General features: G+C 72.4%; 19 protein-coding genes. 2 read left to right on the forward strand and 17 right to left on the reverse strand.

From position 1 onward, the window contains the following. Position 1: 1 nt before the first annotated feature. From kdpB to ACZ41I_RS12305, 4 genes are all read right to left on the reverse strand, one after another. Positions 2-2,128: a potassium-transporting ATPase subunit KdpB gene (gene kdpB, locus ACZ41I_RS12290; RefSeq protein WP_468514007.1), complete on the reverse strand. Its 2,127-nt coding sequence runs from the start codon at positions 2,126-2,128 to the stop codon at positions 2-4. After that, positions 2,128-3,789: a potassium-transporting ATPase subunit KdpA gene (gene kdpA, locus ACZ41I_RS12295; protein ID WP_468514008.1), complete on the reverse strand. Its 1,662-nt coding sequence runs from the start codon at positions 3,787-3,789 to the stop codon at positions 2,128-2,130. The genes kdpB and kdpA overlap by 1 nt, the downstream gene beginning before the upstream one ends. A gap of 9 nt (positions 3,790-3,798) precedes the next feature. Beyond that, positions 3,799-3,888: a K(+)-transporting ATPase subunit F gene (kdpF, locus tag ACZ41I_RS12300; protein WP_468514009.1), complete on the reverse strand. Its 90-nt coding sequence runs from the start codon at positions 3,886-3,888 to the stop codon at positions 3,799-3,801. Between the two features lie 207 nt (positions 3,889-4,095). Then, on the reverse strand, positions 4,096-5,937 hold the full coding sequence (locus tag ACZ41I_RS12305) for an APC family permease (protein ID WP_468514010.1): 1,842 nt from the start codon (positions 5,935-5,937) through the stop codon (positions 4,096-4,098). A gap of 322 nt (positions 5,938-6,259) precedes the next feature. On the opposite strand from ACZ41I_RS12305, the gene ACZ41I_RS12310 reads away from it, so the two are divergent. Beyond that, positions 6,260-7,837 carry a Na+/H+ antiporter gene (locus ACZ41I_RS12310; RefSeq protein ID WP_468514011.1) on the forward strand — a complete coding sequence of 526 codons (1,578 nt, stop codon included), beginning with the start codon at positions 6,260-6,262 and terminating at the stop codon, positions 7,835-7,837. Positions 7,838-8,016: 179 nt separating this feature from the next. On the opposite strand, the gene ACZ41I_RS12315 is transcribed toward ACZ41I_RS12310, so the two are convergent. The 9 genes from ACZ41I_RS12315 to ACZ41I_RS12355 form a co-directional block, all read right to left on the reverse strand. Beyond that, positions 8,017-8,754 carry a VC0807 family protein gene (locus ACZ41I_RS12315; protein ID WP_468514012.1) on the reverse strand — a complete coding sequence of 246 codons (738 nt, stop codon included), beginning with the start codon at positions 8,752-8,754 and terminating at the stop codon, positions 8,017-8,019. 208 nt (positions 8,755-8,962) lie between these two features. Then, the gene (locus tag ACZ41I_RS12320; protein WP_468514013.1) at positions 8,963-11,245 is read right to left on the reverse strand and encodes an SWIM zinc finger family protein; all 2,283 of its coding nucleotides are present in this window, start codon (positions 11,243-11,245) and stop codon (positions 8,963-8,965) included. Positions 11,246-11,613: 368 nt separating this feature from the next. Continuing rightward, positions 11,614-14,481 carry a DEAD/DEAH box helicase gene (locus ACZ41I_RS12325; RefSeq protein ID WP_468514096.1) on the reverse strand — a complete coding sequence of 956 codons (2,868 nt, stop codon included), beginning with the start codon at positions 14,479-14,481 and terminating at the stop codon, positions 11,614-11,616. A 109-nt stretch (positions 14,482-14,590) separates the two neighbouring features. Continuing rightward, complete coding sequence (locus ACZ41I_RS12330) at positions 14,591-15,172, reverse strand: sugar kinase (protein WP_363216572.1); 582 nt, start codon at positions 15,170-15,172, stop codon at positions 14,591-14,593. Next, a complete protein-coding gene (locus ACZ41I_RS12335) occupies positions 15,169-16,314 on the reverse strand; it encodes an ROK family glucokinase (protein WP_363216573.1) in 1,146 nt (381 codons plus the stop codon). The genes ACZ41I_RS12330 and ACZ41I_RS12335 overlap by 4 nt, the downstream gene beginning before the upstream one ends. Before the next feature lie 119 nt (positions 16,315-16,433). Next, complete coding sequence (locus tag ACZ41I_RS12340; protein ID WP_468322794.1) at positions 16,434-17,204, reverse strand: ATP-binding cassette domain-containing protein; 771 nt, start codon at positions 17,202-17,204, stop codon at positions 16,434-16,436. Continuing rightward, positions 17,201-18,229, reverse strand: a complete 1,029-nt coding sequence (locus ACZ41I_RS12345) for an ABC transporter permease (protein ID WP_399773030.1) — start codon at positions 18,227-18,229, stop codon at positions 17,201-17,203. Before ACZ41I_RS12345 ends, ACZ41I_RS12340 begins: the two co-directional genes overlap by 4 nt. Next, positions 18,226-19,230, reverse strand: a complete 1,005-nt coding sequence (locus tag ACZ41I_RS12350) for a sugar ABC transporter substrate-binding protein (RefSeq protein ID WP_468322798.1) — start codon at positions 19,228-19,230, stop codon at positions 18,226-18,228. The genes ACZ41I_RS12345 and ACZ41I_RS12350 overlap by 4 nt, the downstream gene beginning before the upstream one ends. Positions 19,231-19,400: 170 nt before the next feature. Then, positions 19,401-20,138, reverse strand: coding sequence for a GntR family transcriptional regulator (locus ACZ41I_RS12355; protein WP_363216605.1), 738 nt, complete (start codon positions 20,136-20,138; stop codon positions 19,401-19,403). A 130-nt stretch (positions 20,139-20,268) separates the two neighbouring features. On the opposite strand from ACZ41I_RS12355, the gene ACZ41I_RS12360 reads away from it, so the two are divergent. Further along, positions 20,269-21,291 carry a Gfo/Idh/MocA family protein gene (locus ACZ41I_RS12360; RefSeq protein WP_468514014.1) on the forward strand — a complete coding sequence of 341 codons (1,023 nt, stop codon included), beginning with the start codon at positions 20,269-20,271 and terminating at the stop codon, positions 21,289-21,291. A 184-nt stretch (positions 21,292-21,475) separates the two neighbouring features. Here ACZ41I_RS12360 and ACZ41I_RS12365 read toward each other — a convergent pair whose 3' ends face one another. From ACZ41I_RS12365 to ACZ41I_RS12380, 4 genes are all read right to left on the reverse strand, one after another. Then, complete coding sequence (locus ACZ41I_RS12365) at positions 21,476-22,147, reverse strand: response regulator transcription factor (protein ID WP_363216578.1); 672 nt, start codon at positions 22,145-22,147, stop codon at positions 21,476-21,478. A 62-nt stretch (positions 22,148-22,209) separates the two neighbouring features. Beyond that, the gene (locus ACZ41I_RS12370; RefSeq protein WP_399773021.1) at positions 22,210-23,481 is read right to left on the reverse strand and encodes a sensor histidine kinase; all 1,272 of its coding nucleotides are present in this window, start codon (positions 23,479-23,481) and stop codon (positions 22,210-22,212) included. 194 nt (positions 23,482-23,675) lie between these two features. Beyond that, a complete protein-coding gene (locus ACZ41I_RS12375) occupies positions 23,676-24,071 on the reverse strand; it encodes a ribonuclease domain-containing protein (protein WP_399773019.1) in 396 nt (131 codons plus the stop codon). Positions 24,072-24,156: 85 nt separating this feature from the next. Next, positions 24,157-25,053: a DMT family transporter gene (locus ACZ41I_RS12380; protein WP_468514097.1), complete on the reverse strand. Its 897-nt coding sequence runs from the start codon at positions 25,051-25,053 to the stop codon at positions 24,157-24,159. Between the last annotated feature and the right edge of the window lie 94 nt (positions 25,054-25,147).

Genomic DNA, 25,147 nt, shown 5'->3' on the forward strand with positions numbered 1-25,147 from the left:
TTCACCCGATCCCGGGGATGAGCGAGATGAGCAGGTCGATGATCTTGATGCCGATGAAGGGTGCGACCAGGCCGCCGATGCCGTAGATCCCGAGGTTGCGGCGGAGCATCCTGTCGGCGCTCATCGGCCGGTACCGCACACCCTTCAGGGACAGCGGCACCAGCGCGATGATGATCAGCGCGTTGAAGACGACGGCCGACAGGATCGCGGAGTCGGGCGAGGACAGGTGCATGACGTTCAGCTTGTCCAGGCCCGGGTGGACCGCCGCGAACAGCGCCGGGATGATCGCGAAGTACTTCGCGACGTCATTGGCGATGGAGAACGTCGTCAGCGCACCCCGGGTGATGAGGAGTTGCTTGCCGATCTCGACGATCTCGATCAGCTTGGTCGGGTTGGAGTCGAGGTCGACCATGTTGCCGGCCTCCTTGGCGGCCGACGTACCGGTGTTCATCGCCACGCCGACGTCCGCCTGGGCGAGGGCCGGGGCGTCGTTGGTGCCGTCACCGGTCATCGCGACCAGCTTGCCGCCCGCCTGCTCCCGCTTGATGAGGGCCATCTTGTCCTCGGGCGTGGCCTCGGCGAGGAAGTCGTCGACGCCCGCCTCCTCGGCGATCGCCTTCGCGGTCAGCGGGTTGTCACCCGTGATCATGACCGTTTTGATGCCCATGCGGCGCAGCTCCTCGAACCGCTCCCGCATGCCCTGCTTGACGACGTCCTTGAGGTGGACGACACCCAGCACCCGGGCGCCCCTGTCGTCGTGCACGGCGACCAGCAGCGGGGTGCCGCCCGCCGCCGAGATGCGGTTGGCTGTCGCGTCCGCGTCCTTGGCGACCGTGCCGCCCCGCTCCTCCACCCAGGCGAGGACGGAAGCAGTTGCACCCTTGCGGATCTTCCGGCCGTCGACGTCCACACCCGACATGCGGGTCTGGGCGGTGAACTCGATCCACTCGGCGCCGACCAGCTCGCCCTGGTGGCGCTCGCGCAGCCCGTACTTCTCCTTGGCGAGGACGACGACGGAACGGCCCTCGGGGGTCTCGTCGGCCAGCGAGGACAGCTGGGCCGCGTCGGCCACCTCCGCCTCGGTGGTGCCCTTGACCGGCACGAACTCGGCGGCCTGGCGGTTGCCGAGCGTGATGGTGCCCGTCTTGTCCAGCAGCAGGGTCGACACGTCACCGGCGGCCTCGACCGCACGCCCGGACATGGCCAGCACATTGCGCTGCACCAACCGGTCCATGCCCGCGATACCGATCGCGGACAGCAGGGCGCCGATCGTGGTCGGGATCAGGCAGACCAGCAGGGCGACCAGCACGACCATGGTCAGGTGCGTGCCCGCGTAGGTCGCGAACGGCGGCAGGGTGGCGCAGGCCAGCAGGAAGACGATGGTCAGCGAAGCGAGCAGGATGTTCAGCGCGATCTCGTTGGGCGTCTTCTGCCGGGCGGCGCCCTCGACCAGGTTGATCATCCGGTCGATGAAGGTCTCGCCCGGCTTCGTCGTGATCCTGATGACGATCCGGTCGGACAGGACCTTCGTACCGCCCGTGACGGCGCAACGGTCACCGCCGGACTCCCGGATCACCGGAGCGGACTCACCCGTGATCGCCGACTCGTCCACCGAGGCGACACCCTCGACGACGTCACCGTCACCGGGAATGACATCGCCGGCCTCGCAGACCACCAGGTCGCCGATCCGCAGATCGGTGCCGGGAACCCGCTCTTCGAAGTCCCCGGTGATCCGGCGGGCGACCGTGTCGGTCCTGGCCTTGCGCAGGGTGTCCGCCTGCGCCTTGCCCCGGCCCTCGGCGACCGCCTCGGCGAGGTTGGCGAAGAGCACGGTCAGCCACAGCCAGACACTGATCGTCCAGCCGAACCAGTCGGTCGGGTCCTTGGCGGAGAAGACGGTGGTCAGGACCGAGCCGATCCACACCACGAACATCACGGGCGACTTGGCCATCACCCGCGGGTCGAGCTTGCGGAAGGCTTCCGGCAGGGACCTGACCAGCTGCTCGGGATCGAAGAGACCCGCTCCGACCCGGCCTTCGGCGGGCCTGTGCCCGGTGGGTGCGTCCTGGTGGGGCGCAAGGGTGGGGGTGGACATGGAGTCCTCGTGGTTTTCCGTTCGGGTGGTCATCACGCCAGTCCTTCGGCGAGCGGCCCCAGCGCGAGGGCCGGGAAGTACGTGAGACCGGTGATGATCAGGATCGCGCCGACCAGCAGGCCGGCGAACAGCGGTTTCTCGGTGCGCAGGGTGCCCGCGGTGACCGGGATCGGCCTCTGCCCGGCGAGCGAACCGGCCAGGGCCAGGACGAACACCATCGGCAGGAAGCGGCCGAGCAGCATCGCGAGTCCGGTCATGGTGTTGAACCAGTCGGTGTTCGCGTTCAGGCCGGCGAAGGCGGAGCCGTTGTTGTTCGACGCCGAGGTGAAGGCGTACAGCACCTCGGAGAACCCGTGCGCACCGGAGTTGAGCATCGAGTGCGGCGGGGTCGGCAGCGCCATCGAGGCCGCGGAGAAGACCAGCACCAGCGCCGGGGTGACCAGGATGTAGCAGGCGGCCAGCTTCATCTCCCGGCCGCCGATCTTCTTGCCCAGGTACTCGGGCGTACGGCCCACCATCAGGCCGGCGATGAACACCGCGATGACCGCCATGATCAGCATGCCGTAGAGGCCGGAGCCGGTGCCGCCGGGCGCGATCTCGCCCAGCATCATGCCGAGCATCGCGATCCCGCCGCCCAGGCCGGTGAAGGACGAGTGGAAGGAGTCCACCGCACCCGTCGAGGTGAGCGTCGTCGACGTCGCGAAGATCGACGAGGAGCCGACCCCGAAGCGGACCTCCTTGCCCTCCATCGCCCCGCCCGCGATCTGCAGCGCCGGGCCGTGGTGCGCGAACTCGGTCCACATCATCAGCGCGGTGAAGCCCAGCCAGATCGTGCCCATCGTGGCGAGGATCGCGTACCCCTGCTTCACCGAGCCGACCATCACGCCGAAGGTGCGGGTCAGCGAGAACGGGATCACCAGGATCAGGAAGATCTCCAGGAGGTTGGTGAACGGGGTCGGGTTCTCGAAGGGGTGGGCGGAGTTGGCGTTGAAGATGCCGCCGCCGTTCGTGCCCAGCTCCTTGACGGCCTCCGTCGAGGCGACCGCGCCGCCGTTCCACTGCTGGGCACCGCCCGTGAACTGCCCGACCTCATGGATGCCGGAGAAGTTCTGGACCACCCCGCACGCCACCAGTACGACGGCGGCGATCGCGGCGCCCGGCACCAGGATCCTCAGCGTGCCGCGCACCAAGTCGGACCAGAAGTTGCCGAGTTCGCCGCCGCGCGAGCAGGTGAACCCGCGCATCAGCGCCACGGCCACCGCCATGCCCACGGCCGCCGACACGAAGTTCTGCACGGCCAGACCGGCGACCTGGACGACATGCCCGATCGTCTGCTCACCGTAGTACGACTGCCAGTTGGTGTTGGTCACGAACGACACGGCCGTGTTGAACGACTGCGCCGGGCCGACCGAGGAGAAGCCGAGCGAACCGGGCAGCACGCCCTGGAGCCGCTGGAGGAGGTAGAGGAAGAGGATGCTGACGGCGGAGAAGGCCAGCACACCGCGCAGGTACGCGGGCCAGGTCATCTCGGCGTCAGGGTTGGCACCGATGGCCCGGTGGATCCACTTCTCCACCCGCAGGTGCTTCTTCGAGGAGTAAACCTTGGCCATGTAGTTGCCGAGGGGGATGTGGGCGAGCGCCAGTGCGCCCATGAGGGCGAGCAGCTGGAGGAAGCCCGCGACTTCTGGACTCATGTGCTGTTCTCAGAACCTCTCCGGGAAGATCAGGGCGAGGACGAGATAGCCCAGCAGGGCGACGGCCATGACCAGGCCGGTGATGTTCTCGGCGGTCACAGCTTCGTCACCCCCTTGGCGACGAGGGCCACCAGCGCGAAACCCGCGAGCACGGTGACGACGAAGGCCAGATCGGCCATCGTGAACTCCTGGAGTGAGGTTCGGTGGAAACGGACGGTTAGAGAAAACCGCCTGTCCGGCCGGATCCGGTCGTCGTTGACGGCTCTCTTACGGCGGCCCGTACGGCTTTGACGGGACCCTTACGGCTCACGGCAGCCGGAAGCGCAGCCGGCAGATCACCGCGTCCGTCTCCCGGCGCACGGCATGGGCGACGACGGCACCCCGCTGGTTCTGCAGCAGCCGCTGCCACAGCCGTTCGGGCTCGGTCTCCGGGATCAGCACGGTGACCCGCGTGCCCGGCTCGGTGGCGGCCACCTCACGCACATAGGCGGCGATCGGACGGCCCAGACTGCGCCGCTCGGCGGCCAGCCGCACCAGCTCCACCCCCGGGTCCCACTCCGCCCAGGCCCGCTCCAGGGCGCACAGATGGGCCCGGTCCTCGGGGTCCGGGTAGCCCACGGTCACGGCCTGCACCTCGTCGCCGAGCGAGCCGGCCGCGGTCAGCGCCTCCGAGGTCAGCCGGGACAGGGACGACACCGGAACGACCACCAGCGAGCGTTCCCGGTGCGGGGCCTGCGGTATCCGGCCGAGGCCGAGCCGCTCGCCGATCCGGCCATAGGCGCGGTGCACGGTCTCGAAGGCGACGACCAGCACCGGCAGCGCGATCACGATCAGCCACGCGCCCTCCTCGAACTTGCTCGCGGTCACGACCACGGTCGCGACACCGGTGAGCAGCGCGCCGAAGCCGTTGAGCAGCGCCTTCCCGCGCCACCTCCGCCCCCGTGCCCGACGCCAGTGCCGGACCATCCCGGTCTGCGCGATCGTGAAGCCGACGAAGACACCGACGGCGAACATCGGCACCAGGGTGTTGGTGTCACCGCCGGAGAAGACCAGCAGCGCGGCCGAGACCACCGCGAGTGCGAGGACGCCGTGCCGGTGGACCTGACGGTTGGCCTTCAGGGCGAAGACGTGCGGCGCGTAGTTGTCGCGGGCGAGCAGCTTCAGCAGGACCGGCAGCCCGCCGAAGGAGGTGTTCGCGGACAGCGCCAGCAGGATCATCGTCGCGAACTGGATGACGTAGAACGCCCCGTTGTGGCCGAGCGAGGCGTCCGCGAGCTGCGCGAGGACCGTGACGCCCTCGACCGGCTGCAGGTGGAAGCGGCGGATCAGCACCGACAGACCGATGAGCATCAGAGCGAGTACGGCACCGAGGGCGACCTCCGCGCGCTGGGCCCGGCGGACCCGCGGCACCCGGAAGGACGGAACGGCGTTCGCGATGGCCTCGACGCCGGTGAGTGCGGCACAGCCGGAAGCGAAGGCCTTCAGCAGGAGCAGGGCGCCCACGGCGGAGGCGTTGTCCGCGACGACCGAGGCGTGCCCGGCCGCCGTCACCGTGCTCACCGGATGCGAACGGAACAGGCCGACGGCGACGAGGACGAGGACCGAGCCGACGAACACGGCCGTCGGCACGATGAACACCCGCGCCGACTCCGCGATCCCGCGCAGATTGACGCCGGTGATCAGCGCGAGCACCACGAGGCACAGCCACAGCCGGTCGTCGTACAGAGCGGGGAAGGCGGAAGTCAGGGCCGCCACGCCCGCCGTCACGGCGACGGCGACGTTGAGGACGTAGTCCAGCACCAGCGAGGCGGCGGCCACCAGACTCGTGCGCGCCCCCAGATGCGTCCTCGCCACGGCGTAGGAGCCGCCGCCGTCCGGGAAGGCCGCGATCACCTGCCGGTACGACGCCACCAGCACGGCCAGCAGGGCGGTGATGGCCAGCGTCACCGGCATCGTGAAGCCGAGGCCGTGGGCGCCCGCGCCGGCCAGCACGAGCACGATCGCTTCCGGGCCGTACGCCACCGAAGCCATCGCGTCCAGCGACAGCGCCGCGAGGCCCGTGATCGCGGTCAGGCGGTGGGGTTCGCCGGTATCAGGGGGCTCCTCGCCGGCGGGGACGGCATCCGGCTCGGCGGTCAGGACGGGCATGGGCGCGTGCTCCTTCCTCCGGCTTCTTTCGCCGGCTTCTTGGTCCGAGCGCGCACGAGGGCTGACGTGTGCGCGGATGCACTCAGGTTCTGACCGATTCCGACCGCATCCGGCTGTTCCTTGCGGCATCTTCGCACCCAGCCTGCGGATTCTGACGGGACCTTGACGGGCTCTCGGGTGCCGCGGGGCGGCTTCTCGGCGGCGGCCCGGACGACCTTGACACTGTCTTGACGTGGTCCGGCCCGCTAGGGTGAGAGCAGGTGTGCCGGGAAGTCTGGTCGGCCGGGGGCCAGGGTGGCTTCCGTTCTCCCAGGGGGACGGCATGCGCAGCGTCGGTACGGTTCTCGCCCTCGTGGTCCTCGCCACGATGGTCGCCACCTTCGCGCGCCGGTGGCGCGTTCCCGCTCCCTCCCTGCTGGTGGTCGCCGGCCTGGCCGTGGCACTGCTGCCGGGCACCCCGCAGATCGAGATCAGCCCGCAGATCATCGGACTCGTGGTGCTGCCGCCCCTGTTGTACGCAAGCGCCGAGGACATGCCGTGGCGGGAGCTGCGGGCGGTGTGGAAACCGGTCGGTGTCCTCGCGATCGGTCTGGTCCTGGCCTCGGCGGCCGCCGTAGGGGCGGTGGCGGCGTTCGTGACTCCCCTGTCGTGGCAGATGGCATTCGTGCTCGGGGCCGTGCTGGCCAGCACCGACCCGGTGGCGGTCACCGCGCTCGGCCGCCGGCTCGCCCTGCCGCCCCGGGTACAGGTCCTGGTGCAGGCGGAGAGCCTCTTCAACGACGCGACCTCGCTGGTGCTGGTCCGGGTGGCGGCCGGTATCGCGGTGGCGTCGACGGCTGCCCACTGGAGTGCGGCGGGCGGCCAGTTCCTGCTGCTGGCCGGCGGTGGCACGGTGATCGGGACGGCGGTGGCCGGGGTGATCACCCTGATCCGGCGCCGCACCGAGGATCCGGTGCTGGAGACGGTGATCGCGCTGGTCACCCCGTACGCCGCCTATCTGCTGGCGGAAGTCGCGCACACCTCCGGTGTCACCTCGTGCGTGGTCGCCGGAGTGGTCCTGGGCGGCCGGGGCGACCGGCTCACCAACGCCCGTATCCGGCTCCAGCTGCACGCCGTGTACGGCACGGTGGTGTTCCTGCTGGAAAGCGTGGTGTTCAGCCTCATAGGGCTGGCGCTGCCCGCGCAGGTGCGGGCGCTGGCCGACGGCGACCGGACCTGGCCGCTGTACGCCCTCGCGGTCGCCGCCACGCTCATCGCCGTACGCCTGCTGTGGCTGGCGCCGCTGTCCGCGGTCGTGCAGCGCGAGGGCGGCCTCAGCCGTGGGAACTGGCGGCTGCCGATGGTGCTCACCTGGGCCGGCACCCGCGGGGTGATGCCGCTGGCCGCCGCCCTGTCCATCCCCGAGGTCACCGGGAACGGCACCCCGCTCGCCGACCGCCCGCTGGTGCTGGTCCTGACCACCTCGGTCGTGGTCGTCACCCTGGTCGGGCAGGGCTTCACCCTCGCCCCGGTCGTGCGCGCCTCCGGCATCGCCCTGGAGCCCGCCCACACCGCACGCGAGGAGGCCCGGGCCCGCTCCCACCTCGCCCACGCCGGCCTGGCCCGACTGGAGGAACTCGCGGAGCTCGAGGTCGTACCCGACGTCGTTCTCGACCGGCTCCGCCGCGGCCTGACCGCCCGCCTCGACGACGCCCGCGACCGCCTGGCCGGGAGCGAGGGCACCGACGGCGCGGCCGCCGAGTCCGCCGACCTGGTCTACCGCCAGCTGCGGCGCGACCTGATCGCCGTCGAGGCGGGGGAACTCCAGCGGCTCTACGACGCCCACGCCATCAGCGACACCACCCGCCGCAGGCTGCAGCGCGCACTGGACCTGGAGGAGGCCCGGCTGACGGACGCCTAGGGCGTGCGGGCGTTGACGCACCCCCGACCGTGCGGGCGGTTGACGCACTCGACGGGTGACGGGTGCTGCCGGATGCCGCGCCTGCGCAGGTGGCCGCGGACGGCGCGGGCCCGGCCGACGGCGTGGCCGGCCGGTTCGGCGTGGCGGGTCGGTTCGGCGGGCCGGAAGTGCGCCGGGCCCTACCGCTGGGCGGCTGCCGCGGCGGTGCGCTCCTCGCCTCTGCGGCGTGCCCGCTTGCCGTACAGCACCGTCCACAGGATGAGGCTGCCGAGGACGCCGTAGATCAGGACCGGGCTCAGGGCCACCATGGTGTCGATGCTCAGCGCGGAGGCCAGCGCAACGCGGACCACCGCCTCGGCGCAGTAGGCCACACCCCAGACCGCCGTCATCGTCCGCATGGTGGTGCGAAAGCCTTCGAACTCCCAGAGGCCGTTCCACCACGAGGTGCTCGCGGCGCTGCCGTCGGTGGCGAACTTGCGGCCGAAGTAGAACATGAGCGGTCGCGGCGCCAGCAGCGTCACCAGGCACAGCAGGCCGAAGAGCCCGGTGATGACCGAGTCCTTGACCAGCAGGGCCCGGGCCGAGTGGGCGCCGACGAGTGAGACGACAGCCGTGATGACCAGGAACACCAGGGTCACGATGGCGAACTCGTCGAGGCGGCGCCGCCAGGCAAGGTGCACGGCGCTGTCGAGCACCGGCCAGGCACCGCTCGCCAGCAGCGCGGCGAACTCGCTCCACCCCTGATCGCGCAGGGCGTTGTAGGTGAGGATCGGCGCCGCGACGTTCAGCGCGATGGTGAGGAACCAGCCGACCAGGGCACTGCCCCGGGACCGGGCGGGCGGCAGCGGGCGGTCCTCCGTCTGTGCCGCCCGCGCTTCCGACGTTATTGGCATGCCCATGGCATCCTGAGCAGACATGTATCCCCCGAAGTTCTTGCTGATGAAAGCGGTCGCCTCACGATGGGGCGGTGTGCGGCAGTGAGACGGAACAAAAGCCACCGTCAGCTCGGCACACCCCGCCGGGCGTGATCATTCACGAACAAGATCCGTTTTGGCAAGCGCCGGCGCCACCCGGTCCGGGGCGGCCGTTCGCCGGCAGGGAGGTGACCGCGCCCCTGGTTCCCGGTCAGGTGGCGTCCGGTGTGCCGAGGCCCGTCAGCGCGCCCACCGGGTCGAGGTCCGGGGTGCCGCGGGGCCACCAGTCGTCGTGGCCTGGCTCCGACTCGTAGGCGTACCACAGGCCGTCACGGCCCAGGCGGAGCTGGACATGGCCGCGCGGGTGCGTGAGGCGGTTGCGCCAGGGGCGGAACGCCGGCAGGTCGGCGGCGAGCAGCAACGGGCGGGCCCGGTCGAAGCGGCCGGCCGGCGGATCCCACGGCTCCTCCAGCACGGCCAGTCCCGCGAGCCCGCCCTGCCGCCAGGCGGCGACGGCACGCGCGAGGTCGGCCGGGGTGCGGCCTGTGGCCGTGGCGAGCGCGGCGTAGAGAGTGCGGGTGGTGGCGGTGAGGCCGGAACCGGGGCGGGCGGCGGCCAGGCGCACCGCGTCCTGCCACAGCGTCAGCTCGCCCACCGGGTCACGTCCGGTGCCGAGCAGCGCATGGGCGCGGGCGGCGGCGTCGGTCGCCAGCTGGTCCAGCGCGAAGGGGTCCGGGCCGCCGGGTGCCGCCGGATACACCGGTGGCTGCTCGGGGTGCGGGGGTGCCGGCAACGGCGGCGGCAGCGGCGGGAGTGCGCGCGGAGCCAGGACATCGGTGGCCCGTACCCCGGGCAGGGACTGCGGCTGCCGCTCCTGGGCGGCGCGGGCCGCGCGGGCGGCGCTGCGCCGGGAGAGCGCGTCGAGCAGGTCCTTCTCACCCCGGCCCCGCAGCAGGAGCAGCACGAACGGGTCGGCGTCGAGCAGCCGTGCCGTCTGGTAGCAGAGCGCTGCCGCGTGCTTGCAGGGGTGCCCGGAGTCGGGGCAGCTGCACCGCGGGACGAGGTCACCGGGGCCGGGCAGCAGGGGGACCCCGCAGTCGGCGAGCGAGTGCGGCAGCTCCTTGTCGAGCAGTGCGGCGATGTGTCCCGGCCGGTCGGCGGCCACCTCCAGGAACCGCGCCCAGTCCTCGTCCTCCAGCGTGCGGACCCGCACCTGGACCCGGTACGGCCGGGGGCGGCTCCCGCGCACGTACGCCAGCACGAGCCCCGGGGTGACGGTGATCGCGTCCACGTGGCCCTGGTCCGCGTATCCGCGTCCGCGGGCCAGCCGCTTGGGATCCAACGCGCCCTGCTCCAGCGCCTCCACCCAGGCGTTGCCCCACCAGGTCGCCGCGAACGGCACCTCCCCGGCCCCGGCCTCACGTGCCCCGAACGCCGCGAAGGTGCGCCGCAGCTCGGTGTCGCGGTGGGGGCTGGCCATGGTGGGCGGCACGTGGGGGGAAGCGGGGGTGGAGCGGCTGGGCGTCGTGGGGTGCGGGGCGGTGGGGGGCGGGGCCGTCGGGTGCGGGGCGGTGGAAGACGGGGTCGTAGCGGGCAGGGTCGTAGTGGGCGGGGTGGCGGGATGCGGAGTCGTCAGGTGCGGGGTGGCGGGGGTGGCTGTCGCAGGAGGCGTGTGCGGGGTGGCCGACTCGGTGGCCGTGGGGTCCCCGGCGGGGGCGGCAGGCGTGGGGCGCGGCTCGGCGGAGTCGGTGAGCGGTGGGTGCGGTGACGCGGTCGACGCAGGCGTGCGGCGCGGCTCGGCGGAGTCGGTGTTCCCGGTGGTGTCGCCGGCTCCGACCGTGCTTGTGTCGTCCTCCGGGGTGTCCGACCACGTGGGCATCCGGAAGGCGTTCGCCAGGTAGTGCCGCATGTCCTGGGCGGCTTTGAGCCGGGCGGCCCGGGAGGCGGCGTCCGGCCCCGACCCGGCGCTCGGCACCGGCGAGCCGGGGTTTCCCGTGGCGCGTGTCTGGTGTCGGACCCGCGGCTCCGCCACCCGCGTACCCTGTCGCGCGGCCTCGTCCGCTTCCGCACGCAGCGCCTCGCGCCGGGCCGTACGCAGCGCTTCCCGCGCGACGTCGGCGGGGCGTCCGCCCGCCGAGCCCTCGGCACGGGCCTGCGGCACCGTCCCGACACCGTCCGGGGCGTCGTCCTGACGGGGGCTGCTCGCGCCGGCCGGCGCGGAAGCGGCGGTGGGGGAAGCGGAGGCCGGCTGTACCTCGTCGTCGCCCCGGCTCGGGGGCACCGCAGCAGCCGTCGGAGCTTCGCGCTCGTTCCGCCGCGCGGACACCGCGGCCCGGAGTGCCGCGCGCGCCGCGTCGCCGGGCCTCGGGCCGGTGGTCGCGGGGCGTCCCGGCGCCACCTCGCCCGGCACATCCGTAGCCCCCGCCGCGCCGGAGACGGTGGTCGCGGAGGCGTCCCCCGCTCGCCCGACGGCCCCCGACGAAGCGCCCGTCACTGGCCCCGCAGCACCCTCCGAAGCACCCACTGCTCGCCCGACGGCCCCCACCGAAACAGCAGCCACTCGCTCAACAGCACGGTCGGAAACACCGGCCACCGGGCCAACAGCCGCCTCCGGCCCCTCCGACGCATGGGGCCCGGCCTGGAAAGACTCCTCCGAGGCGCCCGGTCCGGAGTGACCGCCCCGCTCGGACGCGCCCGGACCGGCCTGAACCGAACCGCCGCTCACGCCGGGCCCGTGCTGAACTGCCGTCGACGACGCGTCCGGTGTGCCACCGGCCCGTTCCGCGGGCTCGGTCGCGGCCTGGTGCCGTGCTGCCCGCAGGGCGCGGCGGGCGGCGTCGCCGGGGCGGGGGGCGGGGGCTGTCATGCGGTCCTCCGCAGGGAGACGAGGTCGGACAGCTCGCGGTCGGTCAGTTCGGTGAGGGCCGCCTCGCCGGAGCCGAGGATGGCGTCGGCCAGGGCACGCTTGGCGGCGAGCATCTCGGCGATGCGGTCCTCGACCGTGCCCTCGGTGACCAGGCGGTGGACCTGGACCGGCTGGGTCTGGCCGATGCGGTACGCGCGGTCGGTGGCCTGTTCCTCGACGGCCGGGTTCCACCAGCGGTCGAAGTGGACGACATGGCCCGCGCGGGTGAGGTTCAGGCCGGTGCCCGCTGCCTTGAGGGAGAGGACGAGGACCGGGGTCTCGCCGTCCTGGAAGCGGTCGACCATGCGCTCGCGCTCGGGGACCGGTGTGCCGCCGTGCAGGAGGTCGACCGGGATCCCCCGGGCGGACAGGTGGGCGGTGATGAGGCGGGCCATGCCGACGTACTGGGTGAAGACGAGCGCCGAGCCGTCCTCGGCGAGGACGGTGTCCAACAGCTCGTCCAGCAGGGCGAGTTTGCCGGAGCGGGCCACGAGCCGGTCGGGGTGTGTCTCCTCCTTCAGGTACAGCGCCGGGTGGTCGCAGATCTGCTTCAGCGCGCCCAGCAGCTTCAGGACCAGGCCCCGGCGGGCGATGCCCTCGGCTGTCTCGATGGTGAGCATCGACTCGCGCACCACCGCCTCGTACAGCGCGGCCTGTTCACGGGTGAGCGGCACCGGGTGGTCCGTCTCGGTCTTGGGCGGCAGTTCGGGGACGATGCCGGGGTCGGACTTCTTGCGGCGCAGGAGGAACGGCCGCACCAGGCGGGCCAGGCGCTCGACCGCCGCCGGGTTCTCGTCGGCCTCGCCGTTCTCCACCGCTCGCGCGTGCCGGGCGCGGAAGGACTTCAGCGGGCCGAGGAGTCCCGGGGTGGTCCAGTCGAGCAGGGCCCACAGTTCGGAGAGGTTGTTCTCGACCGGGGTGCCGGTCAGCGCCACGCGCGCGGGGGCCGGGATGGTGCGCAGGGCCTTGGCGGTCGCGGAGTACGGGTTCTTCACGTGCTGGGCCTCGTCGGCGACGACCATGCCCCAGGGCTGTTCGGCCAGGCGGGCCGCGGTGGAGCGCATGGTGCCGTACGTGGTGAGGACGAAGCCGCCGTCCAGGCCGTCCAGGGTGCGTTCGGGGCCGTGGAAGCGGCGGACGGGCACACCGGGCGCGAACCGGGTGATCTCCCGCTGCCAGTTGCCGAGCAGGGAGGCCGGGCAGACCACGAGGGTCGGTTCGGTGCGGGCCCGCTTCAGGTGCAGGGCGATGAGGGTGACGGTCTTGCCGAGGCCCATGTCGTCGGCGAGGCAGCCGCCCAGGCCGAGGGAGGTCATCAGGTCCAGCCAGGCCAGACCGCGCAGTTGGTAGTCGCGGAGGGTGGCGGCGAGGCCGGCGGGCGGCTCGGCGGGGCGCAGGCCCGCGGTGAGCCGGTCACGGAGGGCGGCCAGCGCACCGACCGGGACGGCCTCGACGGTCTCGCCGTCGACGTCGGCGGTGCCGGTGAGCGCGACGGACAGCGCGTCGACCGGGTCGAGCAGGCCCAGTTCGCGTTTGCGGGCCTTGCGGACGAGGGCCGGGTCGACCAGCACCCAACGGTCCCGCAGTCGTACGACCGGACGGTGGGCCTCGGCGAGGGCGTCCATCTCGGCTTCGCTGAGCGGGTCCCCGCCCAGCGCCAGCTGCCAGCGGAACCGGAGCAGGTCCTCGCTCTCGAAGAAGCCGGTGCCGTCGGTCGCCGAGCCGGGCGCCGGGCGGACCACCGCGGTGGCCGTGAGGTCGCGGGCGAGGTCCCGGGGCCAGTGCACGGCGACCCCGGCTGCGGCCAGCCGGGTGGCCGCCACACCGAGCAGGTCGCCGAGCTCGTCCTCCGAGAGGGCGAGGACGTCGGGCACGTCCTGTTCTGCGAGCCGGTCCAGGGGCGGCCACACGCGTGCCGCGCGCCGCACGGCGAGGGCGGCGTCCACGCGCGCGCGGGGCCCGAACGCCGTGTCGGCCTCCCCTGCCCACAGGGCCGTCGCGTCGGCCACCAGGGTGGGGTCGGCGAGGCTGTGCACCTGCACGATGGCGGCGCCGGCGTTCCTCAGGTCGGTCGTCTGGGGGGTGTCGTCGCTCGCGCCGGCGTCGAAGACGTCGTACGCCGACAGATCCAGGCGGAGCGAGATGCGTACGCCCGCGTCCATGCCGGCGGCGACCTCGGCCGCCCACTCATGAGCCTGCGGCAGCGCCACCGGCTCCGGGGCGGCGAAGGGCCGCCCGCAGGTGAACGGGGCGGCCGGGGTGCGGGGCAGGGTGTCGGCGACCGCGTCCAGGAAGTGACGGACGAGCGCCTCCGGCTCGGGCAGCCGCAGCGGCCCCGGGTCCGGGAGGGGTACCGCATGGCCCTCGGGGGGAAGAGCCGCGGCGATCGCGCGGGCGTGGGCGATGTCGTCCGGCTCCAGCGGGCCGGCCCGCCAGGCGTCGTGCCCGCCCGGGGTCAGGCCCGGCAGCAGGCGGCCGCGCGCGACCAGCCGCAGCGCGTGCAGCGCGGCGGCGCCCCAGCAGGCCGTGGCCGGATGGGCGGCCGGGTCGCGCCGGGCCCGGACCAGCAGCGGCAGGGCCTCGGTGAGCGGCAGGGTCAGCGCGGGTACCTGCCGGCGGCGCACACCGGCGCCGTGGCGTCGTACGACCGTGAGCTCGGCGGTGCCGCCCTCGACGGAGCCGCCGTCGGGGTCCCAGAAGGCGATGCGGCCCTCGCGCGGGAGGGGCGCGGGCAGGTAGACGGAGGGGAGGCGCACCGGGGCCGGGTTCCCGGCCGGGCCGGAACCTCGCGTGCGGTCGGCCACCGCGGCCGTGCCGCCGTACATCCGTTCTGTCATACGTCCTGCCACCTCCCGCCCGTGTGTCGGATCAGATGTCTTCGACTCTACGGGCGGGGTCTGACAATCGGCCCCGGACACCGGCCGGGGCCGGTGTTCACGGCACCGTGCGGGAGACGACGTAGACCATCGGGTTCTTCGGGTCGGACAGGTTCACCACGACGTCCTGGGTCGGCGCCGGGTTCTTCTGCTCATGGGTCAGTCCCCACCAGGGGCCGGGTCCGGTGAAGTGCCAGCCGCTGACCTTCTGGTCGCGGGTGCCGATGGCGATGTCGCCCTTCTTCAGCCGGTCCCGGCGGGTGCCCATGGTCTGCAGGAAGCTGTCCAGGCCGGCGGCGTTGGTGCGGAACTGCGCGTAGAGCCGGCTGGTCTTCCAGTTGTTCGTCTCGTAGGAGGCGGTGGCGTCGGCCGGGTGCGGCACGGGCACCTGGTAGAGACGGCACTGCACCTTCGACGGCGCGCCCGGGGTCAGGCCGGTCGCCGAGTACTTCGCCTCCTTGTCCTTGCCGCTGTCGCGGCTCAGGTTGGCGGAGATCACCAGGTAGCGCGCGGGCACGCCGATCAGCAGGCCGATGATCAGCAGGGTGAGCGCGCGGCGCCGGGCCCTGTGCCGGGGGGTCTCGGCGGTGCGGTGCGGCTGGTCCGGCGGGGCGGCCTGGCGGGGCAGCGACGCGGTCATGCGGTGTCCCGGTCGCGGCGGGCCTGGGCGTACCGCTCGTAGCGCTCGTAGCGCTCCACCCGGCGGCGCTTGGCCCGGCGGAACCGGCGGGCGACCAGCCGGGCCAGATCGGCGGCGCCGACCATGCCGGCCTCGGGGCCGAGCTGGGCGCGGGTGATGCGAGCCTCGGGGCGGTAGCCGCGGCCGGTGAGATGGCGCTTGAAGGCGTCCCTGGCCGGGCCGATGAGCAGGTCGTCGGCGGCCGAGACGCCGCCGCCGATGACGAAGCAGGAGGGGTCGAGGGCGGCGGCGAGGTTGGCGATGCCGACGCCGAGCCACTGGCCGATGTCCTGGAGCAGTTCCACGCACATGGCGTCGCCCTCGCGGGCCAGCTCGGTGATCGTCGGGCCGGTGATGTCGTCGATGTTGCCCTTGACGTGTTCGATGATCCCGTAGGCCACCGGCGAGTCGGCGGCGGCCAGCTCCTTGGCCTCGCGGACGAGAGCGTTCCCGGAGCTGTACTGCTCCCAGCAGCCGCGGTTGCCGCACGGGCAGCGGTGCCCTCCGGGGACGACCTGCATATGGCCGAACTCGCCGGCGACCCCGAACTTGCCGCGCTTGACCTGGCCGTCCTCCAGGATGGCGCCGCCGATGCCGGTGCCGAGCGTGATCATGACGAGGTGGTCCTCGCCCCTCCCTGCGCCGAAGCGCCACTCCGCCCAGGCGGCCGTGTTGGCGTCGTTGTCCACGAGGACCGGCACGGAGAGGCGGCCGCTCAGCCGGTCGCGCAGCGGTTCGTTGCGCCAGGACAGGTGGGGGGCGAACAGCACGCGGTTGCGGTCGGCGTCGACCCAGCCGGCCGCGCCGATGCCGACCGCGTGCACGTCGTGCCGGTCGGACAGGTCCAGGACCAGTTCGACGATGGTGTCCTCGACGACCTTCGGGCTCTTGGACTTGTCCGGGGTCTCCGTGCGGAGCTTCTCCAGGATGTTGCCGTCGGCGTCCACGACGCCCGCCATGACCTTGGTGCCGCCGATGTCGATGCCGACCGTGGGCACCCGGGGTGCGGTCAGGTGGGAGCGGCGTTCCCTGGTCCCGACCGTACGGAGGACCGGGGCTCGGCGGGAGCCGATGGGGGCGGTGAGGTCGCGGTAGGTGCTCATCGTTTGTCGATTCTGCCTCACCGCGGATGTGGGTGACGTACGGGACAGGGGGAGGGGAAGGCGCGAGCGTCGCCGGGTGCGGCATGCGTCGCGGTCACTCGCGCACTGCCCCGCGCCCCTCAACCTCGCTGCAGTTCATGGACCAGAGCGTCCAGGTCGGCTCCGCCCGCCATCTGCTTGGTCAGCTCGTCCAGTGTTGTTTCGTCCCGTGTGCAATTCCCCACCATGGTGCCCCTTCGCAGCAGCACGAACCTGTCCCCCACCAGGTGTGCGTGGTGCGGATTGTGGGTGATCAAGACAACGCCCAGGCCCTCGTCACGTGCCGCGGCCACATATTTCAGGACCACACCGGACTGCTTCACCCCCAGCGCCGCCGTCGGCTCGTCCAGGACCAGGACCTTCGCGCCGAAGTGGACGGCGCGGGCGATCGCCACGCACTGGCGTTCGCCGCCGGAGAGGGTACCGATGGGCTGGTCGACGTCGCGGAGGTCGATGCCCATGCGGAGCAGTGCCTCGCGGGTGGTGCGCCGCATGAGGTCGGTGTCCAGGCGCTTGAAGGGGCCGACGCCCTTGCGGGGCTCGGAGCCCAGGAAGAAGTTGCGCCAGACCGGCATCAGCGGGACGACGGCCAGGTCCTGGTAGACGGTGGCGATGCCCCGGTCCAGGGCCTCGCGCGGGGAGGTGAGGCGGGTCTCCTCGCCCTCGATGCGCAGGGTGCCGCCGTCGTGGCGGTGCAGGCCCGCAATGATCTTGATCAGGGTCGACTTGCCCGCGCCGTTGTCACCCAGGACGCAGGTGATCTCGCCCGCGTGGACCTCCAGGGAGACGCCTTCCAGGGCGCGGACGGTGCCGTAGTGCTTGCTGACGTCGGTCAGCTCCACGAGTGTCACTTGCTCGCCTCCGCGCGCTTGCGGACCCAGGCGTTGAGCAGGGTCGCGAGGAGCAGCATCGCTCCGAGGAAGAACTTGAACCAGTCGGGGTTCCACTCGGCGAAGACGATGCCCTTGCTGGTCATGCCGAAGAGGAGGGCGCCCACGGCGGAGCCGATCGCGCTGCCGTAGCCGCCGGTGATCAGGCAGCCGCCGATGACGGCCGCGATGATGTAGATCAGCTCGTTGCCGACGCCCTCGCCGGACTGGACGGCGTCGAAGGAGAAGAGCAGGTGCTGGCCGGAGATCCAGGCGCCGAAGGCCACACCCATATAGAGGGCGATCTTGGTTCTGGCGACCGGGACGCCGACGGCGCGGGCCGCGTCCTCGTTGCCGCCGACGGCGAAGATCCAGTTGCCGGCTCGGGTGCGCAGCAGGATCCAGGAGGCGAGGGCGACCAGGCCCAGCCACCACAGGATGGTGACCTTGAAGTCGACGCCGCCGAGGGTGAGGGCCGAGGCGAAGACGGCGTGGGCGCTCGGGAAGCCCTCCATGTCGGCGATGGTCTTGGTGGAGACCGTGCCGTCGATCAGCTTGGTGAAGCCGAGGTTCATGCCGGTCAGCATCAGGAAGGTGCCCAGCGTGACGATGAAGCTGGGCAGTTTCGTGCGGGTGAGCAGGAAGCCGTTGAAGGCGCCGACGGCCAGCGTCACGAGGAGGGACACGCCGGCGCCGACCCAGGTGTTCGCCGTCATCTGGTAGCTGAACATCGACGAGATCAGCGCGGACGACGTCACCAGGACGCCGGCCGACAGGTCGAACTCGCCGCCGATCATCAGCAGGGCCACGGGTACGGCCATGATGCCGATGGTCGAGGAGGCGTACAGGACCGTGCTGAGGCTGGCGGCGCGCAGGAAGCCGTCGGCTGCGAAGGCGAAGAAGACGAAGACGGCGAGTGCGCCGACCACCGAGCCCAGTTCGGGCCGGGAGAGCAGTCTTCTCAGCGGCGAGGTCTGCAGAATCCTTTCATCAGCGGATGTGCTCATCGGGTGCCCCGCTCGGTGTACGCGGCCAGCGCGGAGGCCTGGTCCTTGGTGATGATCTGCGGGCCGGTCAGGACCGGCTTGCCGCCGCCGAGGACGTCCCCGTTGTACTTGTAGGCCCACAGCAGGTCGACCGCCTCGTAGCCCTGGAGGTACGGCTGCTGGTCCACGGCGAAGCCGAGGGTGCCGCCCTTCAGGGAGGCAGCGACCTTGGCATTGAGGTCGAAGGTGTCGATCTCGGCCTTGCTGCCGGCGTCGGCCTTGGCCTTCACGGCGGTGTCCGCGTACGGCGCGCCGAGGGTGACGACGGAGTCGACGGAGCCGTCGGCCTGGAGCCTGGCCTCGATGGCGGACTGGACGTCGGGCATGTTGGTGCCGTTGACGTAGAGCTTCTGCAGCGTGCCGTGGAAGGTCTTGGCGATGCCGTCGCAGCGCTGTTCGTGGCCGACGTTGCCCTGCTCGTGCAGCACGCACAGGGCCTTCTTCTTCCCGCGCTCGTTCAGTTCGTCGCCGACGGCCTCGCCGGCGATCGTCTCGTCCTGCCCGATGTGGGTGAGGGCGCCGAAAGCCTTGGACTCGGCGGAGCCGGAGTTCACGGTGATGACCGGGATGCCGGCCTTCTCGGCGCGGGCCACCGCGGCCTTCATGGCGTCCGGCTTGGCGAGGGTGACGATGATGCCGTCGACCTTCTTGTCGACCGCCGCGTCCACCAGCTGCGCCTGCTGCTGGGCCTCGTCGTCGTGCGAGTAGAGGAAGTTGATGTTGTCCTTGACGGCGGCCTGCTTGGCGCCGCTCTGCACGATGTCCCAGAAGGTGTCGCCGTCTCCCGAGTGGGTGATCATCGCGAAGGTCCAGCGCGGGGTGTTCACCGCCGCCCTCCCCTGGGCCGCGGCGGCCTTGCGGGCGTCCTCGGCCCGCTTGCCTCCGGTGCTGCTGCAGGCCCCCAGGGACACCGAAAGTGCCCCTGTCAGCGCGATGACCGCCCAGATCCGAAACCGTGCCACGAGGCAGTGCCCCTTCTTGCTGTGTTCTTGCTCCGACGGACGAGAGGGACCGCCGATGGCCTCGGCAGCCCCAAACGCTCCAGTATCGAACACAGGTAACACTCATGACGCGGCAGGGAGCACCCACCCCGTCCGATTGTCCGGACATTGCGACGAGCAGCGGGGTGCCGTCAGGGCCGGACGAGCAGCTGGAACTCGAAGGAGTAGCGCGTCGGGCGGTAGGTGTGGTCGCCGAACTCGACCGCGCGGCCGGTGTCGTCGAAGGTGGTGCGCTGCATGGTGAGCAGCGGGGCGCCCTCGGTCTCGCCGAGCCGCTCGGCCTCGGCGGCCGTGGCCCCGCGGGCGCCGATGGACTGGCGGGCGCTGTGCAGGGTGATGCCGGCGGAACGCATCAGCCGGTACAGGCCGGTGGCCTCCAGCTGGCCGGTGTCGAGGTCCAGCAGGCCGGGCGGGAGGTGGTTGACGAGGTACGCCATCGGCTCGCCGTGCGCGAGGCGCAGCCGCTCGATGCGGTGCACGTCGCTGCCCTCGGGGACGCCGAGCGCGGCGGCGACGGCGGCGGAGGCCGGCAGGACGCTGTTGACCAGGACCTTGGTCGCGGGGCGCTGGCCGGCCGCCTCCAGGTCGTCGTAGAGGCTGCTCAGCTCCAGCGGGCGCTTGACCTGGCTGTGCACCACCTGCGTACCGACACCGCGGCGGCGCACGAGGAGTCCCTTGTCGACCAGGGACTGGATGGCCTGGCGGACGGTCGGCCGGGACAGGCCGAGCCGTGCGGCCAGCTCGATCTCGTTGCCCAGCAGGCTGCCCGGGGTGAGGCTGCCGTGCTCGATGGCGGCCTCCAGCTGCTGGGAGAGCTGGAAGTACAGCGGCACCGGGGAGCTACGGTCCACGCGGAGGTCGAGCGACACGGTCGGGTCCACATCTGGTTTCGGCACGAGCCCGAGCGTAGCCCCGTGATCGGTTGACGGGAAGTTGTGTAGTCCGATTGTCAGGACATACGCATTGACAGGGTGCGGTCTCGGCCCTCACTTTGTTTCCATGCGCATCGGGGTCATCGGTACGGGCCGCATCGGCACCCTTCACGCGAGAACGCTCAGCCGCCACCGCGAAGTCGGATCGCTGATCCTGACGGACGCGGATCCGGCGCGGGCGCAGGCCCTGGCGCACCGGCTGGGCGAGACGGCGGCGCCGGGGGTGGACGAGATCTTCACATGGGGCGTGGACGCGGTGGTGATCACCACGGCGACGGCGGCCCATGCCGAACTGATCGGCCGGGCAGCCCGCTCGGGCCTGCCGGTGTTCTGCGAGAAGCCCATCGCGCTCGATCTGCCGGGCACGCTGCAGGCGCTCACCGAGGTGGAGACGGCCAGGACGGTCCTGCAGATGGGGTTCCAGCGGCGCTTCGACGCGGGATACGCCGGCGCCCGCGAGGCCGTGCGCGCGGGACGGCTCGGCCGGCTGCACACCGTGCGCGCGATGACCTGCGACCAGTCCCCTCCCCCGGCCGAGTGGCTGCCGCTGTCCGGCGGGCTGTTCCGGGACACGCTGATCCACGACTTCGACGTGCTGCGCTGGGTGACGGGCCGCGAGGTGGCCGAGGTGTACGCCACCGGCTCGGACGGCGGCCCCGCCATGTTCCGCGAGGCCGGTGACGTGGACACCGGCGCGGTGCTGCTCACGCTGGACGACGGCACGCTCGCCACGGCGACGGCGACCCGGCTGAACGGCGCGGGCTACGACGTGCGCATGGAGCTGGCCGGGGAGCGGGACACGGTCGTGGTGGGGCTGGACGACCGTACGCCGCTCGCGTCCACCGAGCCGACCGGGCCGCCGCCCGCGGACAAGCCGTGGACCGGCTTCCTGGAACGGTTCGGGCTCGCGTACGAGGCGGAGCTGAACGCCTTCGTGGACGTGATCCGCGGCGAGCGGGCCAATCCGTGCGACGGCCACGAGGCCCTGCAGGCCCTGCGGATCGCCGAGGCCTGCGAGGTCTCCCGGCGGGAGCGGCGCCCGGTGCCCCTCACCGACATCCCGGACCGCCCACGCCCGTCCGACGGCTGACCACGACACGCCCACCGGCCGAGCGACGGACGAGCGACGGCCCCGTGACGACGGCCACCACGCGGGCGGCCCCGGGCCACGCTGTGCCGGGGCGGAGCGGTGGCCGGCAGGTGCTTGCCGATCATCTCCTGGTCGAGGCTCGCCGGGTGCCTCCCGGTGCAGGGACAACGCGTGGCGCGCGGGCTCAGTGACCGTCCTCCTCCAGGAGTCCGGCGTCGTAGGCGAGCAGCGCGATCTGCACGCGGTTGTCGAGGCCGAGTTTGGCGAGGATGCGGGAGACATGCGTCTTGACGGTGGCCACGCTCATGAACAGTTCGGCGGCGATCGCCGCGTTGGCGAGGCCGCGGCCGACGGCGACGGCGACCTCGCGTTCGCGGTCGTTGAGGGCGGCGAGCCGGTCACGCGCGCGTGCCTGGCGTGCGTCGGCGGCGCCGCCGGCCGCGTGCCGCATCAACTGCCGGGTGACGGCGGGCGACAGGACGGGGTCGCCAGCCGCGACCCGGCGCACGGCGTCGACGATCTCGGCGGGCGGGGTGTCCTTCAGGACGAATCCGGCGGCGCCCGCGCGCAGGGCGTGCAGCACCTGCTCGTCGGCGTGGAAGGTGGTGAGCACCACGACCTGCGGGGCATCGGCCCGTGCGCGCAGCCGCTCGGTCGCGGTGAGCCCGTCCACCGAGGGCATCCGCAGGTCCATGAGGACGACGTCCGGCCGGGTGCGCACGGCGAGTTCCTCGGCCTGGGCGCCGTCCGCGGCCTCCCCGACGATCTCGATGTCCTCGGCCCCGCCGATCATCAGGGCCAGTGCGGCGCGTACGAGCGGGTCGTCGTCGACGAGGAGGAGTCTGATCGGTGTCATGGGCCTTACGTAATCACGGTGCGGGCGGCGCATGGAGGCCCTGCCGGCGGACGACGGCATCGTCAGGACGTGGGTCCTGTCCGGGCCCATGGCAGCCAGGCTCGTACCGCGAACCCTCCGTCGGACGTGGTGCCGTGCTCCAGCCGGCCACCGGCCAGGCTCGCGCGTTCGGTGAGGCCGATCAGGCCCTGCCCGGAGCCGGGGACGGGCGCGGGCTCGGTGGTGGGCGGCGGGTTGGTGACGGCCAGGGTGAGTCCGTCGCCGGGCGTGCCGGTGAGGCTGAGGGCGACCTCGGCGCCGGGGGCATGTTTGCGGGCGTTGGTCAGGGCCTCCTGGGCGATGCGGTAGGCGGTGCGGCCGACGGAGGCGGGGACGGCGGCCGGGTCGGCGACGCGGTGGTCGAGGGTGACCTTCATGCCCGCATCGCGGCACTCGGCGACGAGGGCGTCCAGCGCGGCCAGCGTCGGGCGCCGCTCGCCGGCCGTCTCCTCGGACTCGCCGGCCCGCAGCACGCCGATGATCTCCCGCAGGTCCTGCAGCGCCTCGTGCGCGCTCTCCCGGATCACTCCGGCGGCCCGGGTGATCTCCTCGCGCGGCGCGTCCGGCCGGAACTCCAGGGCGCCCGCGTGCACGCTGAGCAGGGTGAGCCGGTGGGCGAGGACGTCGTGCATCTCGCGGGCGATGGCCTCGCGGGCCAGGCGCTGGGCCTGCTCGGCGCGCAGCCGTGCCTCGGTCTCCGCCCGGTGGGCCCGGTCCCTGAGGCTCAGCATCAGCATCCGCTTGGAGCGGACGAACATGCCCCAGCCGATGATCGACACGGTGAGCAGCGTGGTGAACGCGACCGTTCCGGCGTAGGGCAGGTCGGGGTCGGGCCGCAGCCAGTAGAAGAGCGGGACCAGCGCGAGGTCGACGCCGCCGATCCAGGCCACATAGCGGAAGGGCCGGTGCACGGCGAGCGTGAACGTGGCGACCATCGCCGCGCCGCCCGCGGTGTTCGACAGCAGGCCGACCGGGACCAGCGCGGCGGCGAGCCCGACCGGCCACCGGCGCCGCAGCCAGACCGCCGCACAGGCGACGGCGCCGAGCGCCTGGTCGAGGACGGCGAGGGAGTACGGCAGACCGGGTTCGTCGGACACGGACTGCGCGGCCGCCAGAGCGAGGACGGCGGCCAGCAGGAAGCACGAGAAGTCGACGACCCAGTCGCGCGCGGTGCGCCGCGGCCGCCGGCCGGAGGCGCGGGCGTCCGGGTCCAACTCGTACACCAGGGCCGAGGGAAACAGCCAGCGGCGGCCTGCGAACCCCTGTGTCACCCGTATCGGTTCGTCCTTGCTCACGGTCGCCAAATCTACGCAGGATCGGCCGCGGGAACCCTGCCGTGTGCCGGATCAGCGACCAAAGTCGCACGCGTGTGGACTTTCGATGGCGTGACGCGGCGGAGCGGTCCTGTGGCGCCTCGACGCTCGCCCCGTGGCCGGCGTGGGGGCAGGTCGCGGGGCGGGCGTCGGGGCGGTGAACGGGACCGGTCGGCTCAGCAGCCGAAGTCGATCAGGGCGAACGTGGCGTAGTGGTCGGAGGTGTAGTAGTCCTCCTGGGACTCCTCACCGGTGACGATGCGCCGGGCACCGCGCGTCGGGGAACCGGGGGTGACCACCGTGTACTCGTGGTAGTAGCCGGACTGCTCGCTGGGCAGGACGCCTTCCTTGTTGGAGAAGACGGTGCCGTCCTGCGCGTACGGGTAGGGGCCGCCCTGGTCGATCAGGTCCAGGGTGTGGTGGGCCTGCGAGGGCAGGGCGCCGTAGCAGATGCTGCCGACCGACGCGGCGGCGGCGTCCGCCGTGGTGGCGGAGACGGTGCCGCCCACGAGGAGGGCGGACAGGAGGGCTGCTGCGGCGCCGATACGAGTGGCGCGTGGGGGGAATCTCATGCCTTCATGATGACGCGCGTAGATGTTGGCATGTCAACGACAAAGTTGAAAATTTTCCCGTCAAGTCCGAGGAGTTTTCGCGAAGTTAACCTGCCGCCCGGCGTCCCCACGCGGTCCCCGCAAGCACCAGCGCGCCACCCACGAGCCCCGGCGCGCCGAGCCGTTCCCCGCCGAGGGCGATACCGGCAGCGGCGGCCCACAGCGGCTCGGTGCCGAGCAGCAGTCCGACCCGGGACGGGGAGGTACGGCGGACCGCCCACATCTGGACGAAGAAGGCGAACACCGTGCACAGCCCCGACAGGAACAGCAGCCCGGCCCATTCCCGCGAGCCGAAGTGCGCCGCTGCCGTCCAGGGCGCAGGGCCACCGGAGACGGCGGACAGGAGGGCGAACACGGCGACGGACGCGCCGAGCTGGACCGTGGTGAGCGGCAGCGCGTCGGCGCCCTGTACGGCCCTGATCCGGGACATGGCGAGCACGTGCAGCGTGCGGGCCAGCGCGGCGAGCAGCATCAGCAGGTCGCCGGTGCCCGGCCGGGTGAAGCCGCCGCCCTGGGTGAGCAGCACGACGCCCAGCACGGACAGCAGCGCCGCGCCGAGGAAGCCGGGGGCGGGCCGGGTGCGGGTGACGGCGGCCTCGGCGAGCGGGGTGAAGACCATGGTGAGGCTGATGATGAGGCCCGCGTTGGTCGCCGAGGTGTGCACCACCCCGTAGGTCTCCAGCAGGAAGATCCCGCTGAGGATCAGCCCCAGAAGGCAGGCGCCGCGCCACTGGGCGCCGGTGAGCGCGCGCAGCGCCCGACGGCCGGCCACCGCCAGGACGGGCACGGCGAGCGCGAAACGCAGGACCAGCACGGCGAGCACCGTACGGGCCGTGGTGATGTCCTTGGCCGCCAGGTAGCTGGCGCCCCAGCAGACCGCGACGAGCAGCACGGGCAGGTCGGTGTGCCAGGCGCGACGGGGCGCGGCGTCCCGCCGCCGGATTCCCGTCGTCCGCCCGGAGGGCGGGCCCGGCGGCGTCTGGTGGGTGCGATCGCAAGGCGCCGGAGCGCCTTCGTGACGGAGCCACGTGGGCGGT

The sequence above is a fragment of the Streptomyces sp. NPDC030799 genome (assembly GCF_055572255.1).